Annotated in this window: 14 protein-coding genes and 1 pseudogene; 5 read left to right on the top strand and 10 right to left on the bottom strand. The window is 53.2% G+C overall.

Features of this window, described 5'->3' with window-relative positions:
* Nucleotides 1-52: 52 nt before the first annotated feature.
* On the bottom strand, nt 53-3208 hold the full coding sequence (locus tag RAL91_RS07990; RefSeq protein WP_306261214.1) for an efflux RND transporter permease subunit: 3156 nt from the start codon (nt 3206-3208) through the stop codon (nt 53-55).
* Nucleotides 3208-4245 carry an efflux RND transporter periplasmic adaptor subunit gene (locus tag RAL91_RS07985; RefSeq protein ID WP_306261212.1) on the bottom strand — a complete coding sequence of 346 codons (1038 nt, stop codon included), beginning with the start codon at nt 4243-4245 and terminating at the stop codon, nt 3208-3210. Before RAL91_RS07985 ends, RAL91_RS07990 begins: the two co-directional genes overlap by 1 nt.
* A 246-nt stretch (nt 4246-4491) precedes the next feature.
* Between RAL91_RS07985 and RAL91_RS07980 the strand changes: the two genes are divergently transcribed.
* The gene (locus RAL91_RS07980; RefSeq protein WP_306261210.1) at nt 4492-5154 is read left to right on the top strand and encodes a TetR/AcrR family transcriptional regulator; all 663 of its coding nucleotides are present in this window, start codon (nt 4492-4494) and stop codon (nt 5152-5154) included.
* Nucleotides 5155-5212: 58 nt separating this feature from the next.
* Here the strand turns inward: RAL91_RS07980 and RAL91_RS07975 are convergent, their stop codons facing one another.
* Both RAL91_RS07975 and RAL91_RS07970 read right to left on the bottom strand, forming a co-directional pair.
* On the bottom strand, nt 5213-5743 hold the full coding sequence (locus RAL91_RS07975) for a carbonic anhydrase (RefSeq protein ID WP_306261208.1): 531 nt from the start codon (nt 5741-5743) through the stop codon (nt 5213-5215).
* Between the two features lie 48 nt (nt 5744-5791).
* Nucleotides 5792-6931 (bottom strand): NmrA family NAD(P)-binding protein, encoded by a 1140-nt coding sequence (locus RAL91_RS07970; RefSeq protein ID WP_306261206.1) that lies wholly within the window; start codon nt 6929-6931, stop codon nt 5792-5794.
* An 89-nt stretch (nt 6932-7020) separates the two neighbouring features.
* Between RAL91_RS07970 and RAL91_RS07965 the strand changes: the two genes are divergently transcribed.
* Nucleotides 7021-7599, top strand: a complete 579-nt coding sequence (locus RAL91_RS07965; protein ID WP_306261204.1) for a TetR/AcrR family transcriptional regulator — start codon at nt 7021-7023, stop codon at nt 7597-7599.
* 197 nt (nt 7600-7796) lie between these two features.
* Nucleotides 7797-8593 (top strand): annotated as a pseudogene (locus RAL91_RS07960) (IS5 family transposase).
* Nucleotides 8594-8660: 67 nt separating this feature from the next.
* Here RAL91_RS07960 and RAL91_RS07955 read toward each other — a convergent pair.
* From RAL91_RS07955 to RAL91_RS07930, 6 genes are all read right to left on the bottom strand, one after another.
* Nucleotides 8661-10184 (bottom strand): sulfatase, encoded by a 1524-nt coding sequence (locus RAL91_RS07955; protein WP_306261202.1) that lies wholly within the window; start codon nt 10182-10184, stop codon nt 8661-8663.
* The gene (locus RAL91_RS07950; protein ID WP_306261200.1) at nt 10181-11362 is read right to left on the bottom strand and encodes a Gfo/Idh/MocA family protein; all 1182 of its coding nucleotides are present in this window, start codon (nt 11360-11362) and stop codon (nt 10181-10183) included. Before RAL91_RS07950 ends, RAL91_RS07955 begins: the two co-directional genes overlap by 4 nt.
* Nucleotides 11363-11425: 63 nt before the next feature.
* Nucleotides 11426-12469 (bottom strand): sugar phosphate isomerase/epimerase, encoded by a 1044-nt coding sequence (locus RAL91_RS07945; protein WP_306261199.1) that lies wholly within the window; start codon nt 12467-12469, stop codon nt 11426-11428.
* Entirely contained in the window at nt 12381-13205 is an 825-nt protein-coding gene (locus RAL91_RS07940) for a helix-turn-helix domain-containing protein (protein WP_306261198.1), read from the bottom strand. Before RAL91_RS07940 ends, RAL91_RS07945 begins: the two co-directional genes overlap by 89 nt.
* Nucleotides 13206-13301: 96 nt before the next feature.
* A complete protein-coding gene (locus RAL91_RS07935; protein ID WP_306261196.1) occupies nt 13302-14168 on the bottom strand; it encodes a glucosamine-6-phosphate isomerase in 867 nt (288 codons plus the stop codon).
* Complete coding sequence (locus RAL91_RS07930) at nt 14165-15280, bottom strand: ABC transporter ATP-binding protein (RefSeq protein ID WP_306261194.1); 1116 nt, start codon at nt 15278-15280, stop codon at nt 14165-14167. The genes RAL91_RS07935 and RAL91_RS07930 overlap by 4 nt, the downstream gene beginning before the upstream one ends.
* Before the next feature lie 215 nt (nt 15281-15495).
* Between RAL91_RS07930 and RAL91_RS07925 the strand changes: the two genes are divergently transcribed.
* Together RAL91_RS07925 and RAL91_RS07920 are read left to right on the top strand one after the other, a co-directional pair.
* Nucleotides 15496-16530, top strand: a complete 1035-nt coding sequence (locus tag RAL91_RS07925) for a Gfo/Idh/MocA family protein (protein ID WP_306261193.1) — start codon at nt 15496-15498, stop codon at nt 16528-16530.
* An 89-nt stretch (nt 16531-16619) separates the two neighbouring features.
* On the top strand, nt 16620-17867 hold the full coding sequence (locus tag RAL91_RS07920) for an ABC transporter substrate-binding protein (RefSeq protein ID WP_306261191.1): 1248 nt from the start codon (nt 16620-16622) through the stop codon (nt 17865-17867).

Below are 17867 nucleotides of genomic sequence, written 5' to 3'. Positions count from 1 at the left end.
CCAGCGTCCTGACCGGCAGTTAGCGCAGATCAGGAGCGTGTGTGAACAGACCTCATTGCGCAGCTTCCAGCATTTTTGAGTTGGTATAGTCCTGCAGGCCGATCACTTTTGCCTCCGCCCGCTTTTTGCGTGCGTAGACCAGTTTGAAGGCTGCCGGTGTGAAATAGAAGCTGACAATCGTCGACAAGGCCACCCCGCCTGCAATTGCCATTGCAAAGGGTGGCCAGAAGCCACCTCCGGCCAGTATCAGAGGCAGAAAACCACCCACTGTCGTGATCGTGGTGGACACAATATGCCGGGACGAGTTCATGATCACATGAGCCATTGCGTCAGGTTCACCCGCAGCGGATGCTTCGTCTGCCTGCAGCGCAGTCATAATGATGATAGCGGCATTTATAGACACGCCGATTGATCCGATCACCCCGATAATGGCGTTTATGCCAAACGGAAATTGGAAGATCGCCAAAGCGAGCAATGACAAGCCTGCGGATAATACACTCACCAACAGTGCAACACCTGCGAGCCGGACCGAGTTGAATGTCATTACGATTGTGGCAATGGTCAGTGTAACGATCATCCCGATGGATGCGAGCAGGTTTCCAAGCGTGTTAGATCGTGCGTCGCTGTCCCCGCCAAGCTCCAGACGATAGCCGGACGGCAATTCAAATCCGCTTGCGACCAGATCAGCCTGTACTTCCTTCAACGCTTCCTCAGGAAGTACAGCGCGTAAGGTAAAGCCCTGGACAGTGTTCACACGATCACCATTGCGGCGCGTAATAGAGGCGTCACTTGGCAACATTGAAATATCGGCAATTGCCGAAAGTGGCACAGCTGCAAACAGGCCGGATGCTGATGCCAATGCACCCTGCGGAGAAATGATTGGCAGATCTCTGATGGTGTTGAGATTGCCGCGTATCTCATCACCGAGCCGCACGCGGACGGGTAATTGCTCGGTTTCTTCGATGAGCGACCCACCGGTTACCCCCTCAAGACTGGCTTGAAGCTGACCTGCAATAGCGGATAGATCCAGCCCCAATGCGCGTGCCTTGGCTTCATCAACGTCAACAACCAACTTAGGCGCTCCTCCGGAAGATGTTGTTCGTGCCAAAACAATCGTATCAAGAGCTGTCATGGTTGCCATCAAACTGTCGCCCAGTTCGCGGAGTGTATCGACGTCCGGGCCAACAAGGCGCAGTTCAACAGGCGCAGCGACCGGTGGACCCTGGACCAGACCGCGTACCAGAACCTGCGCCATTGGAGCGGCATCACCCAGTGTACGTTCCAACTTTCCCACCAACAGCTCGGTGGCCATGGGTGAGGCTGTGGTTCCAAACGCCTGAGCATATCCGGCGGCGTTATCACGCCCGCCTATGATATTGTAGTAAAATGCAGGGCCGGAGCGACCAATTGACCAAAAGGTCTGTTCGACGCCATCTTCGTTCCTCAACAACTGATCCACTCGGTCAACCAGACGACGGGTTTCGCCAATGGCCGTTCCAGGCGCCATTTCGAGTTCAATGGTGAACTGGTCACGGTCCACGCCCGGGAAGAATTGGGCTGTGAGAGATGACATAGACGCAAAGCCTATGAATGGGAGGATCAATGACAGAGCAACCGAACGCGCAGGATTGCGGGTCGCAAGCCGCAGCGACCAGGCAAAGGCCTTTGCCGGTGCGCCACCAGGGATGCCGGAATTGAAGGGATTGGCCTGTGTCTGATCTGGCATCAGCCAGCCTGCAATGGCAGGCGTGACTGTGACTGCAATGACAAATGACCAGCACAGCATGATAACAACTGCAAGCGCGATGGAGCCGACAAAATCTCCGGCTGGCCCTGGAAGCAGGATCATCGGCGTGAAGGAAAGAGCCGTGGTGACCGTGGATGCAAATAAGGGACCCCAAAGCCGCATAACTGCATCACGCACAGCTTCAATGCGTCTGGTACCTTTGCGAAGGCGCTGCGCTATTTCATCGGTCATTACAATTCCTGCATCCACCAGAAGGCCGAGGGCGACAATGAGCCCGGTGACCGACATCTGGTGTATTGCAAGACCCAGAAAGTTCATCGTCGCCAAAGTTGCCAGGCCGACCACAGGCAGGATAAGCGCGACAATCATCGCCGCACGAAAACCCAGGGTTAAAAGCAGAACTCCGACGACAAGGGCAATGCCTATCGCCATATTTGTCCCGACTTCAAGCAACCGGTCTGACGTGTATTCTGATTGATCGAAGATGAGTTCCAGAGAAATGCCGCCGGGCATCTGCTCATCAAATGACGAGATTGTCTTACGCACAAATCCGGCCCACACATCAACTTGCAAACCGTCTTCAAGGGCGGCAGCCACAAGAATCGCCGACGATCCATTATGGATTGCCATTTCACCGACCGGCAATCGGGGCCCGCGTGTTATGGTGGCGATGTCTGATAGTCGGGTTGCATTGTTGTCTGCGCCCTCCCGCACAATAATGTCGCGCAGACGATCAAGCGTTTCGATCTCACCGCTGACTTCCAAAACGATATCATTTGTGGCATCGCGCAAGCGGCCTGCCTGCACCTTGGCGTCAGCAGCACGGATTGCGCCTGACACCATCGCGGCGGTCAGCCCGACTGCAGCAGCGCGTCCGCTGTCCAGCGTTACGAGAATTTCATCCTCGGGCGCGCCGAAAATTTCCACCAGTTTGGTGCCGGGTATGCTTCGGATTTCATCAGCCATTGCGTCTGCGTAACGCTTGACGATGGTCAGCGGCACCTGATTATGATCAACTCGTAACGCGACGATGGCCGCATAGGTATTTACGCCATCGGCATCAAATTCAGGCGGTTGCGCGCCGGGCGGAAATTGCGCTTGCGCATCTTCAAGTGCATCACGCACTTCAGACCACACCTGCTCAATCTCACCGTCAGGAATTGTTTCGACCAGCTCTATGGACACAATGGAAATTCCCGTGGATGACACCGAATTGATTGTGTCCACCTCCGGGATTTCCTTGATCAACTCTTCGATTTCGACCGTCACGAGTGTCTCTACGCGCCCGGGTGCGGCTCCGGGAAACGCGGTTGTAACGGTGGCAAAGAGATTGGTAATCGTTGGGTCTTCCTGACGGCCAATTGACAAAAGAGAAGACAGGCCCGAGGCAATGAGAACCATCAAAATCAGAAAGACGAGTCTTGGCTGACGGAATGTCAGTGTGTTGATTGAATGAGCCATTATTTCAGGCGCACCGTCTGTCCACCAACGATACGATGGACACCATTTTCAACGAATTGGGTACCATTTTCAAAGGTACCCCGGACGTAGGCGCGGTTGCTGTCTGCATGAATGATTTCGACTGCTTCAATGGCGATTTCCGCGCGGCCACCGCGCTCTTCAACTTCATTGAGCGTTTTGATGATCCAGAGCCCGCGAACTCCATCTTCGATTGCAGACAATGGCAACCAGGCTCCGCGCGCCTGCACATCTTCCAGGAGCGATAGCTTTCCTGTCAGACCCAATGCAATATCAGTGGTCGACAGGAGGGCGGCTCTTAAGATCCGCGTTCGGGTCGTTGGATCGATCTGTGGCAATATGGCTATGATTTCAGCTGCATGGAAATTGCCTGCAACCATCACTTCAATCGTCTGGCCAACCGAGAGTTGGTCAGCTAATTGGGGAGCGATGCCAACGCGGAACACTGGGGTGCTTTTTTCAACCAGGGAAAAGATTGCCTGCCCACCGGCAACTGTGCTGCCCTGATCAATCAGGCGCAAGTTTACCCTGCCGTCAAACGGCGCGCGTATCACTGTCTTTTCAAGACGTATAAGGGCAGCCAGTATCTCGGCATCAGCTTCAGCAATTCGCGCCTCCAATCCGATGACCGAAAGGCGGGTCTCATCTGTTGTCTGGCTGCTGGCAAAACCTTTCCGGTTCAACTCAGCCTGCCGTTGGGCGGTCAGCACTGCCAGTTCTTTCTGTGCTTCCACGATCCTTTTCGACGCGCGCAGGCGATCAACATCTGCCTGCAGCAAACGAGCGTCCAAACGCGCCAGGATCTGGCCCGCAGCGATCTCATCGCCGTCATCAACGAACGCTTCCTCCAGTGTGCCACCTTGTTCAAATGCTAGTTGGACTGTCTGTGGCGCTTCGATCTGCCCCACAAAATTTCGGGTTACCGAGTAGCTGTCCAGCATCTGGATGGTTGAAGTGGATATCATTATTGGCAGAGTTTCAGCCGGTGGTTCCGCCGCGACAGCCCGTTTTGCAATCAAGCTACTTCCCTGCCAAACTGCGCCACCAGCGACCGCAATAAATGTTGCAGTAAGTAACAGTGTGGCGAATCGGGGATAAAGACGCTGAATGAAATTTCTGTTTGTTTCGAGACGGGCCATTGGTAAACACCTGAATTGTAACAGCGCGCATGCACTGTTATGTTATAAGCACTAACATATGTAAGTGACGCTAACTTTGTCAATAGATGTTAGCGATACTTACTTCGATAGAAACCGGATCACCTGATGAGCAAAAAAACTGCACCGCCCACAGCCGATGTCACTGTGAAAGCGAATTATCATCACGGTGATCTGCGTGCCCAGTTGCTCAATGCTGTTCGTCATTTGGTGGAAGACAAGGGTTCGGAAAACTTCTCGATAGCAGAAGCGGCCAGGAAGGCGGGCGTTAGCAGCGCTGCACCTTATCGTCACTTCAAAGACAAGCCTGAACTTCTGAAAGCGCTGGTCATGGATGCCATGGAAACGATGGCTCTCAATATGCGATCCGTCATGGACCCATTTGATATTGGCGCGATCGAACGCATTGATGCATTAGGTCAGTGCTACATCGACTTTGCACGACAACACCCTGGCATGTTCCGACTTGTCTTCGGCTTATCGGAAAGCCATGCCGATGATAAGGAATTGCGCGATTGTGGTACCCGGGTATTCGGGATTGTGATTGAGGCAGTCGCGAATTATCTCGGTATTGGTGCAGATGAACCCGAAGCGGAACGGCGCGCCTATATGCTTTGGACGATGGTTCACGGGCATTCTTGGCTCATGATTGATGGAAAAGCTGCCAATAAAGGAATTGAGTTTCCCGAAGATATACTGCTTCGAGAAATCTCAAACCGGATTGTCATGGACCGTACGCCGACAGGGCTTTCACGGGACACCAAAGTGTAGTCGTTAACCGGACTGATGACACCGAATCTCATACCATTATCGGGTCGAAGCCTTGTCCTTATTCTGACAAGGGTGCCGGTGAAATGATTTCGCGCACCTGGCCAGTCTGCACATCATAAATGTATCCGGAAACCACCACATAGCCCGGGATTCCGGGTGCATTGCGCAGACTTTCGATGTCATCCTGCAGGCTCAGTTCATGGTCAGTGATCGCGACCGCAGACACGTCCACGCCAACCTTGGCCTTCAGTGCTTTCTGAAAGCCGGGGTCGGCAAAACGTTCAGCGCCGCATTGGGTGTGCTGTACCAGAACCAATTCAAAAGGCTGGAGATTTTCGCCATCCATCATGGCAACCATGAAGGCCAATGTTGCAATTTCTTCGATGACAGCCGGTGTCACGCGCCCGCCATTGTTGCGAATAATCACCGCATCTCCCAGTTCGAGACCAAAAATATGCGCTGGGTCAACGCGTGCATCAGCACATGCCAGCACCACAGTGCGCATCTTTGGCAGTATTGGCAGTTTGCCGGATTCGAAGGTGCTGGAGAATGCGCGGTTTCGATCGAGTAGCGTCTTTGTTTGTGACATGAAGCGTCTCCTGTTTGAGGGTTACTGGAACGGCTTAAAGACTGGCTATCAGGCCGCTGAATCTGCCATTCGGGCCGGGCTTTCCGGCTTTATCTGACTTTCTGGCTCCACCTGACTTTCCGGTTGATGGGTCTGCTGCCAAAATTCACTCTCCTGGCAGAATTCCGACCTGGCCAGTTGGACGAAATCCTTGCTGGCTTCAATGGCGCTTGTATTTGGTGCTGTTGTGGCCAGGACCTTCAGAAATCCAACCATGGCTTTCGCCGTCCGCGCAAAACCGGGTTTTAAATCAGTCCGCTCTGAAACTTCACGGCGTATAATGGTTTCAATATCTTCGGGCACCCGCCCACCAATTTTGAGGACATGCTGTGTTGGTGCATTCACCGCAAAAGTGCCTCTGCGATATTCATCAGCATAGATTTTGAGTTGCGATACGGCGGCTTCGGAATAATTGTCCGGCGGCAGGGCTTTGAGAGCCTTGAGCATCATGCTTTCCGAGATGTTTTGGTATTTGACCTCTCGACCTAGAACACGCCCCATCGCCGCTGCAATATCATTGGGTGACAAGAGGACCGGGCCGGTGGGCCGGTAGGTTTTGCCGGCATGGCTTGCGGGGTCCATGAGAGCGCCGACTGCCACGCTTGCAACATCTGCATTGGAGGGCGGCGCGTTCTTTTTCACGGCTCCATCGCCAAGCGGCATCGCAAAGATGCCCAGATGCGCCGCCATATCCAGAACCATCAGATAATTGTCGGCAAACCAGCCGACATTGACCGTAGTGACCGTCATTTCAGGCCGCATCGCCATCAGGATATCGCTGATGAAGACCTCACGGGTGAACAGGGATGGGTGATCAACGCTGGAAAGCCATTGGCTGAGTGTCACGACATGTTCAACGCCCGCTTCATAGGCAGCGGCGGCAAACACAGCGTTGAAATGAAGGCCATTGGGTGCGGTCGGCGCACATTGATAGGCGCGTTGAACGCCATGCATCGCCCGGCGCATGTCCGAAAGGGAATACTGGTTGCCGACAAAAAGCTCCGCGCCTGCCTGTTCCAGCAATGTTGATCTGTGATCATGCCTGCGGATAAATGCACGCACCGGAAGCCCCTGTTGGCGCAGTTGGAGAGCGGTCTGGAGTCCCGTCTTGCCAGAGGCAGATGTAACAAGAATAAGAGGCTTTGACATGCGGCACTCCATTTAGATGATTATGGTAATCTTTAATATTAGATGTTATATATCATCTATAGAGTCAAGCGCTTATTTTGGAGAAAATGATGCCAAGGGTTTCGGCCGCAGAAAAAGAACGCAGTCACAATCGGATCATTGAAGAGGCTTCACGCCTGCTGCGGTCCGGAGGTTTGGAGACGACAAGCGTGTCGGATGTGATGAATTCTGCCGGGCTGACCCATGGTGGATTCTATCGTCATTTCAAATCGAAAGATGAATTGGTTGGCGCTGCGTTTCATTTCGCCACCCAGGATGTGACCCGAGCCATGCGTGCGGCAGAGACGCAGGCCGAGCGTTTGAAAGCGCTGGACAACTATATCAGCACTTATCTATCGGTTGAGCATGTGGATGATTTGTCAAATGGCTGCCCACTGGCAGCGCTGTCCGGTGAGGCTGCGCGCACCGATGGCGCAGCACGGCAATCGGCAAGCGAAGCGCTCAAAACAACAACGCAGCTGATCGCAAATGCAATTGGTGGCGCTGAGTCGGTCGCAATGAGCAAAGCTAATACGATTGCCTGTCTTCTTGTCGGCACGATATCACTTGCACGGATTGCGGTGTCAAATGCCGACAGAGACCAGTTGTTGAAGGATGCCAAAGAGGCGATTGGCGGGCTGCTTGGCTGAGCTGAGTTGATCAAGGGAGAACCGCCAGCAAGCAAATCAAATTAAACAAAGGCCATCGAATGAATACGGGTCATGGAAAGAATACAGACTGTGAAAAATGGTGCCCGGGGGCGGATTTGAACCGTGTCAAATTACACACCTAGGGTCAGGACCTATTAATCGACTGGATTCCCATTTTGGCTGAATTGTGATTCATCATGAGTGACTTGTTTTGGCTTTCGCAGGATCAGTTGGCGAAGATCGAGCCGTATTTTCCCTTGGCCCATGGTGAGCCGCGTGTGGATGATCGTCGGGTGGTGGTGTCAGGGATTATCTTTGTGATCAAGAATGGGCTTCGCCTCTCGATTGCGCTTTGCTTGTCTGCCGGCCAACGGCTGGCGCGATGCACCATCGGATCATGGGCCGCATAAGACGCTATACAATCGCTTCATCCGATGGAGCCACCTGGTGTTTTTGATAGCATCTTCAGTGCGTTAGTCAGCGACGCGGGCAGTCCTGATACGCTTATGATTGATGCCACCCACCTGAAAGCCCACCGAACTGCCTGCAGTTTGCTAAAAAAGGCGATGTTCCCCGCCATATTGGCCGCACAAAAGGTGGATTGAACTCCAAACTGCATGCGGTCTGTGATGGCAAGGGACGTCCGATCATCATGGGCGTGAGTGAGGGCCAGTTAAGCGATCACATCGGCGCCAAACTGCTTTGTCCCGCGTTTCCTGAGAAAGCATCCCACCTGATCGGCGACAAAGGGTATGACAGCGATGAGTTTAAGGCTGCGCTGAAAGCCAAGGGAATAACGCCCTGCATTCCACCGCGAAAGGGTCGCAACCTTCCTGCCGGTTTTAGCAAAACCCTCTACAAGGAACGCCACAAGGTGGAAAACATGTTCGGCAGACTTAAAGACCGGCGACGCGTAGCAACTCGATACCACAGATGCGCACACACATTCTTTTCAAGCATATGCATTGCAGCTATCGTCATATGGTGGATTTAATGAGTCCTGAGCCTGGATATGGAGTTTGGTTGGCACGCTGCGTTGGAACGAAACCTCTGCCGATTGCTCATTCCAGTACACCATGCATGGGCACGTCACCAATTTCCTCCATCTTGGCATCAAGCTTGACGGTCATAGCGCGCACGACGTCCGAATATTCTGGGTCAGCGTGTAGATTGAAGAGTTCCAGAGGATCACGCTCGCAATCAAAGAGCTCCCACTCCCTGTCCTGACCGCCCTGGTTCGTTCCCGGCAGATCAAACCCCTCATTGTACCAATAGATCAGCTTGTAACGCTGGTCGCGTACGCCGTAATGCGCATAGGCATTATGTTCAGCATCGCGATGCATCCAGTATCGATGATACGCCGTATCTGGCCAATCATCGGGCACATTGTCGGTGAGGATCGGTCGTAGGCTGCGTCCCTGCATATAGTTTGGAACCTTGAGACCAGCGAAATCCAGAAATGTCGGTGCGAAGTCAACGTTACAGGCAATGTTGTAAGCGTCTGATCCAGCCTGAATGGCCCGAGGATAACGAACCAAAAATGGCATCTGGAAAGATTCTTCGTACATGAAACGTTTGTCGAACCAGCCATGCTCACCAAGGAAAAAGCCCTGGTCAGAGGTGTAAATGACGATTGTATCCTCGGCTATGCCGTCTTCATCCAGATAATCCAGTAGTCGGCCCACATTCTCGTCAATAGACGCAATGGTTTGAAGGTAGCGCCTTAAATAGCGCTGATACTTGAAATGAGCGAGTTCGTCCTGACTGGAAAAGGTGAAGGTCTCCCCTGTATCCTTGTCGATCAGACGCAACCCCGTGACATCTTCTGAAAAAGGAATGAGCCGGTTCGTTGAACCGGGTGCCGAACGCCGTCCCACTTCATTGCCGCCCTCGGGCTGTACCAAACCCAGATCCTGATAGGACAAATCCTCGCGAATACGCATTGTTGCGGCGGCGGCGGCCTTCGCCCGGTTTTTGTAATCGTCGTTGAATGTTTCCGGCAGAGCTATTTCGTCCTGATACAAGTCCTTATGTCGAGAATGAGGCTCCCAGCTTCGATGTGGCGCTTTGTGATGGCACATCATGAAGAATGGGCGATCCCTGTCGCGCGCTTTCATCCAGTCGAGGCACTTGTCGGTGATGAGATCTGTGGCGTAGCCATCAAGCTCGACCTCTTCTCCCATTTCAATCATGTAGGGATCAAAATATTCTCCTTGACCCGGCAGCACGGACCAGAAGTCGAAACCGGAAGGCTGGTGCGCCGCACCCTCGCCCAGATGCCACTTGCCGACAATTGCAGTCTGGTAACCGCCTGCTTGCAGGTGCTTCGCCACATTAGGTGCATTCGTATTGATCGGCGTTTCAAGGGTTGTCACCCCATTGACGTGATTATAGGTGCCCGTGAGAATTGAGGCGCGGCTTGGTGTGCAGATCGAGTTGGTCACATAGCAATGGTCCAGCCGCATTCCTTGTGTTGCGATGCGGTCAAGGTTTGGTGTGTGGTTAAGACCAGACCCGTAGCAACTGATGGCATTGGCTGCGTGGTCATCTGACATGATGAATAGAATGTTTGGTCGCTTCGTCATGTCTGCTTTCCATTCTCTTTTGGTAACGTGACCGCCTGCTCAATTGCGATGGCGTGCCATTTCGTTGGGCTTTGGCTTGCTGCAACACAATCATGCACGAAGCGAATCCCGCGCATGCCATCTTTCTGGTCCGGCACCAGACACATGCTGCGATCGTCAGACCGTATCGCTTTTGCGAAATCGGCGTAGAGCGTAGCGAATGCCTCTATGAACCCTTCGGGATGGCCGGGCGGAAGGCGGCTTGCCCGACTGGCTTCCTCGGATAGATCGCCAAAACCGCGGTTTATCATGCTGGCTGGTTTTCCAGCCTGACGAAACCAGAGGGTCTCTGGCTCTGTCTGCTTCCACTCTATCGAGCCTTCATCACCGTGGACCTTGATCCACAAATTATTCACGTCGCCAACACATAGTTGCGAGACGTGGATCAACCCTTTCGCGCCGCCCTCGAAATTAACGAGAACAGTCCCTTCATTGTCCAATTCACCTGGTTGCGCGGCATGCAGATCGGCACAGATCTCAGATTGGGACAGGTTGGTAATAAAGCTAATCAAGTTATGACAATGGGTTCCAATATCGCCCATCGCATTGGATATACCGGATTTTTCAGGATCGGCGCGCCAACGCCGGCGCATTTCATTTGCCGCAACGCCAACCATGTTGCCGTGCGTATAGTTGACAACGACACGGTTGATGCGTCCCAGCCTTCCGTTTTGCACAAGGGCACGTGCCTGCCTGATCATGGGATAGCCCGTGTAGGTATGGCATAGCCCGAAAAACACCTGCCGTTCCTCCAGCAAGCTGCAAAGCGTCTCCGCCTCCTCGATTGTGCGCACCATCGGTTTTTCACACATGACATGGAAGCCAGCTTCGATTGCCGCCTTCGCGACCGGAAAATGAAGATGATTGGGCGTTACTATGGCAACCAAATCCAGCCTGTCGTCGACCGGTCTTGTCCCTTCCGAAATCATCATCTGGGACCAGTCCAGATAACTGCGCTCCGGGTCCAACCCCAGTTCCTGTGCGGATTTTTGTGCCTTCTCGGGTTGAGAGGAAAACGCCCCCGCCACGAGCTCGATTTCGCCATCCAGTTCGGCTGCCCGGCGGTGAACATGGCCAATGAATGCGCCTGCCCCGCCACCGACCATACCCATCTTCAATTTTCGACCGTCGGCACCCATCAGGCTTCCTCCATCAATGAGCCGCAAGACGTGTCCGTCAATCGAACTGACTGTTCGGTGACATCAACTCTCTTGCAGCTGGCTCAGTTTTGCGCGTTGGCTTCGCGCTTGTTTTTCCGCATGTCTGAGATGAGCCAGTCCTTGCAGAATGCCCGCCTTGACGTCCTTGGCAGAACCTGAAAAATCCGCGTCCTCGTGTTCAATGGTGATGGGGCCGTCGAAACCGATATCGAGCAGCTTTTCCATGAAACGGGACCAATCGAGCTGACCTCGACCTGGAATACGATAGCTCCACCAGCTGAAATCCGACAGGATACCGCATCGGGCCAGCCGCTCATGATCGATTTGAGTGTCTTTTGCGTGGATTGCAAAAATTCGGTCAGCGAACTCTTCAAGCGGTTCATATGGGTCGATCATCTGCCACAGCAGATGGGAAGGATCATAAACCAGCCCGAGTTGTTTTGAGTCGATCCGTTCAAACATCGACGCCCACAAATCCGGCGCGATGGCCCAGTTTTGCATCAATGGGCAGTTTTCGAAGGCAAGTTTGACGCCTTTGGATTCTGCTAATTCGACCAGCGGCGTAAAGACACGGACCCATTCGTCAATGGCAGCAGCAGGCAAAGGCCGAATGGCTTCATACCGGTCGTAAGTCTGCTTGTTGTCCGAACGACCGGGGAAACCAGCAGACGTCGTGACCATGGGGATGCCAAACCGGTCAGCCCATTCGATACGCTGACGCAGTTTTTCGAGAACCGTTTCACGGTCGGAAGTATTGGCAGCCAATGTATTGCGGCAGTAGATGAGATCGGAGATCTTCACCCCCCGGCTTTCAAAACCACGCAATGCCTCATCAGATAAATCAAACGTGGGGCCGATCTCAAGTGTATCGAAACCGCCCTCACTCCAGAAATCACACATCTCATCAGCATCGCTTATGCCAACATCGACCAGTTGATTGGTCAGGAAGCCGTAGCGAAAACCAGCTTCACAGCTGTCTAACAAACCCCACGCCAATTCATGCTCTCCATAATTGTTGAAGATCATCTTGGGATTGGGAAGAAGAGGATACGGGATCAGCAAGCGTTGCTCGTGCAGCTTCGGCAAGGACGTCACCATATCGCTCCAGCAGTTGCGTGTTGCGGGCAATGTGCAACTGAATATCAATATTCATACGCGCCGCTTCTGCGATGGAAATCGCGTGCAGGGGGACCCCGTCGACACCGTAAACGAGGCGGCAGAAACGCCGCACGCCGTGTTCATTGCCCTGGACATCGTAAGCAATGCCGTTTGGATCCGTTGCTTCGATCAAAGCGCAAACCTTTGCCGCTGAAATAGGCTGATCTTCACCTCCGGTCGCCACAAACCCATCCAGGTTAAAGCGCGCGCGCACCTCGTCCAAACCAAGTGCGGACAGAAACAGGCGTGAAAGTGCATCCAATTCGTGAAGCCCGCGCCGAAAACCTGGCCGCGCACGAATGATGATAGCCAGATCGGGATGCTCGCGCTTGGCGTGCCATACGAGATCACCATGGCTTCGCAGTATCACTTCAGATGACTGCCGTGTCTCATCGACGAGATGATCGAGAACGCGGGCCAAACGTGAAAGATAATGGCTCGGCATGTCCAGAACTTTACGAATTTCGAAATTTGCCCGGTAGCGGCCTCGCTCAACCTGCTCGATATAACCCTCCGCCTCAAGGGTTTTAACAATCCGGCCAAGTGTAGCGGGTGCAATCGCGCATGCCCGTGCGATTTCCGTCAAAGTCATTCCATCATGACTTGGCTGCGTGAATTGTTGCAGTACCTTGAGCGTGCGCAGTACTGGTTGAGATGAATCCATAAAACGTGCCATTTCAGATTTCAATAATTATTCTGCCTCTACCATATATAGCATTGTATTTTCAAATACGGGCGTTTGTCCAAGCCCGTTCGGATCTCACGCCAGGGTCGGCTCTGGTACTTCCCTGACCAAATCGACCGCAACAACCCGAACATCCTTATGCCGCTGAAGGAGAGAAGCAGGCACGTCCGGCGTAACCGGACCGTGTAGCAACTGGCGCACAACCGCACACTGCCATTGTCTGTTCATGTAGATCCGCACATGACGAGAGTTGAGAATTTCACGCATACCAACCGTGATAGCTTTGCGCGGTATGCGCGACAGATTACCTCGACAGACTGTGACTGAATTGATCAGGCGTGTTTCCCGAGACAGCTCAACACAACGTGTGGGCAGATCGGCAAATTCGTCCAGATCCATCGGCTTTCCAGGTTCCGGCGGGTCATTGAAGGCCACATGGCCGGTGATACCAACGCCCCCAAAACACGCATCAACACCACCATGTGTGGCGATCAGTTCGCCGGTCTGTTCGGGGTGTAAGGGATTGGGGAAATGGCGCGCTTCCAATGGCGGGGCCAGCTCCGGGTCAAGGCGATTGTAGAATTTTTGGTCCATGTGACGCCGGAAACTAAGAGGATCATCAATGGAAATGAAGCCGCTTCCGTCGGGTTTCAAATACTCATCCATATTGATAACGACGAGATCGCGTAAACTGATCTTTTCAGCGTTGCACCTGTCTGCCCATTGCTCGAACTGTCCCACGGGTCCAACCGGAACGATAAAGACAATTTTGTCCCTGCCCGACGCTTTAGCTGCCAGATATTCGGACATAAGATCTTTGGCGAAACGCTCGGTCAGAGCGGCTGGATCAGGTACTGTCTCCAGCGGGATCGGCGAGCCAACGCCAACCATATCCTTGGGGATAAGAAGCGGCAAAACATCCGCTTTCGTTTCCTGGTTCATGTCGCTGCAACTGGTGAAGACTTCGTGATGGCCTGTTCGGTGTCTGCGTCGAAGAGATGCAGTTTAGGTGAATCCAGAGCGAGCGTAATTTCGTTGCCTTCCCTAAGATGTTCAAGCGGTGGAAGGCGCGCGATCACTTCAACATCCCCAACGTGCAAGAATACAAGTGTGTCGGAACCGAGCGGTTCGAGGAAATCTATCTTCGCCGTAAACGCGTCCGCAGTGCTGTCAGCCTTGGCCAAAATGAAGGCCTCGGGACGTATTCCCAACACCAGCCGACGCCCCTCAAGTCCCGAAGTGGCCTCAGTGAGGTGGGTCGGAACAGAGATGTCCGGACCGCCTGCAATTGAGAGTTTGCCGCCATTTTTGGGATCATAAACACAAGGTAGCTGGTTCATCCGAGGCGCTCCGATAAAACCACCAACAAACAGCGTCGCGGGGTGGTTATAAACTTCATTGGGCGTACCAATCTGTTCCACATACCCGCTGCGCATCACCACAATGCGCTCAGCAAGTGTCATGGCTTCCACCTGATCGTGGGTCACATAGACAATGGTCTTCTGCACCTCCTGATGCAGCTTCCTGATTTCGGTGCGCATTTCGCCGCGCAGCTTTGCGTCCAAATTCGAGAGCGGCTCATCAAACAGGAATGCTACAGGCTCGCGAACCATAGCGCGGCCCATGGCTACACGCTGGCGTTGTCCCCCGGACAATTGTGCCGGCTTACGATCAAACAGCTCTTCAAGATTGAGAATTTTTGCGGCACGCTCAACCCGGCGGCGAATCTCGGTTGCCTTCATGCGGCGCACTTCAAGAGCGAAAGACATGTTTCGATAAACATCCAGGTGCGGGTAGAGCGCGTAGTCCTGGAACACCATGGCGATGTCACGCTCCTTTGGCGCCTTTTCGTTCACGACACTGCCACCGATTGAGATGGTCCCGTCTGATATGTCTTCCAGACCAGCGATCATGCGCAACAAAGTTGACTTTCCGCAGCCAGAAGGCCCAACCAAAACCACAAATTCCTTGTCGGCGATTGAGAGATCAACCCCATGGATGACCTGGACGTCCCCGTATCGCTTGATCACCTTGTTAAGCTCTATTGTGGCCATGGAACTTCCCCTCCCCTTCAATCAACTGGTCTACCAACCTGTGGGGTAAAGAACCACGGCGGCATCAATGCAGCGGAATTTCCACGACCGCTTGTCAGAGACAACCACATATGGTCTATTAATATCAAGTATGGTTTTTTTGACAGCCAAGACGCTCAAATTTCTGAGGATTCTTTTGTGCGGAATTGGCTTCGGATCAAGTTGAGGAAAGCAAAGTGAAGTTCGGTCTTGTTGGTTATGGGCTATGGGGACAGCATCACGCCGAGGCAATTGCCAAGGCACCCGATGCAGAGCTAACGGCCATTGCCTGTTCAAGCGAAGCGACAGCGGCGAAAGCACGTGAGCGATTTCCAGACGTCAAAATCCATCTCAATGCCGATGCACTTATTAACGATCCTGCAATCGAGGCAATCGATGTCGTCGTGCCCAACCATCTGCACGAAGAAATCGGCGTTGCTGCACTGAATGCCGGCAAACACGTTCTGCTTGAAAAGCCGATGGCCCTATCGGTCGCTTCTTGCGACCGTCTGATTGACGCGGCGAAACGATCAGGCAAAGTGCTCACAATCGGTCATGAATTACGCCTGTCTACTCAGTGGGGACGCATTCGCAAGATCGTGGATGACGGCGCAATCGGTACACCCCTTTATGCTCACATGAGCCTTTTCAGATTTCCTTATCGCGGAGGGTCTGGAGGATGGCGCTACGATGCGGACAAGGTTGGTTCATGGATTTTGGAAGAACCGGTCCACTTCTATGATTGCATTATGTGGTATTTCGAAGAATTGGGAGATCCCGTCTCTTTGATGGCGACGGGAAACGCCCGTGATCGGGATGCCACAAATGGCGGCGCGGCCATGGCTGATAATCTGACCACAATCATGCGCTGGCCAAACGGACAATATGCCGTGCTGACCCAGTCCCTTTCAGGGTTCGAACATCATCACGTCATGGAAATCGTTGGAACAAAGGGTTCTTTGCGGACCTGGTGGTCGGGTGCGCAGGATCGAACGCGCCAGCCTTCATTCGAACTAAAACTCAAATCGGGTGACGAGCCTGTGGAAAATCTTGAGCTTGGCGCTTCGGGTGAGTTGTTTGAACTTGACGAGCAGTTGCGGCTTTCCGTGCAGGCCTTTCGCGAGGGACGTCCAATTGTATCAGGTGAGGATGCGCGCAAGCGCATACTTGTTTGCCTGGAAGCAGAACGCTCTCTGTCGGAAGGTAAGGAGGTCATGCTGAACTTCGACTGATCGCGTATCGAATTGTTGAGACAGGGGGTTGCATGACCCCGCAACGGCTTTCAGCAAAATGAGTGGTTATAAAAAAGGAGGAGATCTAAATGCATATTCTATCAAAGGCTCTCGCGGGCGCCGCCATGCTGGGGCTTGCCCTGTTTGGTCCGGCCGTGGCGCAGGAGCAAAAGAAAATTACTGTCGTTACCTGGAATATCTCTTACTACCAAGAGGGCTTTCAGCTTTGGGTCGATGAGTTCAAAAAACTGCACCCTGATTTTGAAGTCGAACGGATCGATATGAAGGGGACGGATATCCCCACGTTCTATCAGACACAGGTCGTGGCTGGCACACCACCTGACATTGTTGACATTCAAGGCGGTCTTTGGCTGGAATACGCTTCCCAAGGTGGCCTTGTTGACCTGACGCCTTTATTGGAGCGCGATACGGACTACACCGAACGGATGATCCCCGAGGTCATCAACAGCTGGAAATACGAAGGCAGGAACTACGGCGTTCCGCTCTACATTTCCAAGACGCTGCTTTTCCTCAACAAGAAGATGATGGACGAAGCGGGCGTCACCGAAGCTCCCAGCGATTTTGAGTCTTTGATGGCTGCGGCAGAGAAAATGTCGGGTGGCGAAAAAACCGGCTTCATGACCCTCAATTTCGATTGGCTCTACTGGCCACTTTTCGCGATGAACGGTATTGAGTTCGTAAATGAAGACCTGACGGAGGCGGCATTCAATACACCTGAAGCTGTTGCGCTGGTTGAACGTCTGGCGGAAGCAACGAAAAGTGGGGCTATTAACAAGCTCAGCTGGACGGGCCGCTGGGTTGAGCCGAACAGTGCCTTTGCTGCCGGAACTGTAGGCATGCTTCATGCCCACGCACCTGCCTTCCTGTGGTTCAAGGGCAAGTCGGACTGGGTTGACGAAAACACAGTTCAGGCAATCAACATGCCAGGCGGTATGTCGACCCCTAACTCCCACTCGCTGGTGCTCTCCAAAGGGTCAAAATATCCTGAGCAAGCATGGGATTTCATGAAGATCGCTACCAGTGGCAAAGGTGCCTATGCGATGGGTTCAGCAACCAACAACTTGACCGGTGACAGCATTGAAAACGCAGAATTGATGAAGTTGTTCGCCGAGAAAGTTCCTGCCGTGGTTCCAGTGCTGGAAACACAGTTGCAGAACCTCGACAAGCTGACCGGAAACTGGCCTTTGGCGAATGATGCGGCCGTCAAGGACGTCTTCTATCCTGAGCTTCAGGCCGCCCTGCTTGGTGAAAAAAGCGCTGCCGAAGCGTTGGCTGATGCAGAACGCAAGGTTAACCGCGTCCTGCGACGCCGCTAG

It is taken from the genome of Pararhizobium sp. IMCC21322 (assembly GCF_030758295.1).
Lineage (GTDB): Bacteria > Pseudomonadota > Alphaproteobacteria > Rhizobiales.
This window is presented reverse-complemented; position numbering and strand designations above follow the sequence as displayed.

Coding starts and splice junctions, on each gene's coding strand:
- RAL91_RS07990 (WP_306261214.1), bottom strand. CDS start 3,208: ATGGCTCATTCAATCAACACACTGACATTCCGTCAGCCAAGACTCGTC.
- RAL91_RS07980 (WP_306261210.1), top strand. CDS start 4,492: ATGAGCAAAAAAACTGCACCGCCCACAGCCGATGTCACTGTGAAAGCG.
- RAL91_RS07975 (WP_306261208.1), bottom strand. CDS start 5,743: ATGTCACAAACAAAGACGCTACTCGATCGAAACCGCGCATTCTCCAGC.
- RAL91_RS07970 (WP_306261206.1), bottom strand. CDS start 6,931: ATGTCAAAGCCTCTTATTCTTGTTACATCTGCCTCTGGCAAGACGGGA.
- RAL91_RS07965 (WP_306261204.1), top strand. CDS start 7,021: ATGCCAAGGGTTTCGGCCGCAGAAAAAGAACGCAGTCACAATCGGATC.
- RAL91_RS07955 (WP_306261202.1), bottom strand. CDS start 10,184: ATGACGAAGCGACCAAACATTCTATTCATCATGTCAGATGACCACGCA.
- RAL91_RS07950 (WP_306261200.1), bottom strand. CDS start 11,362: ATGGGTGCCGACGGTCGAAAATTGAAGATGGGTATGGTCGGTGGCGGG.
- RAL91_RS07940 (WP_306261198.1), bottom strand. CDS start 13,205: ATGGATTCATCTCAACCAGTACTGCGCACGCTCAAGGTACTGCAACAA.
- RAL91_RS07935 (WP_306261196.1), bottom strand. CDS start 14,168: ATGAACCAGGAAACGAAAGCGGATGTTTTGCCGCTTCTTATCCCCAAG.
- RAL91_RS07930 (WP_306261194.1), bottom strand. CDS start 15,280: ATGGCCACAATAGAGCTTAACAAGGTGATCAAGCGATACGGGGACGTC.
- RAL91_RS07920 (WP_306261191.1), top strand. CDS start 16,620: ATGCATATTCTATCAAAGGCTCTCGCGGGCGCCGCCATGCTGGGGCTT.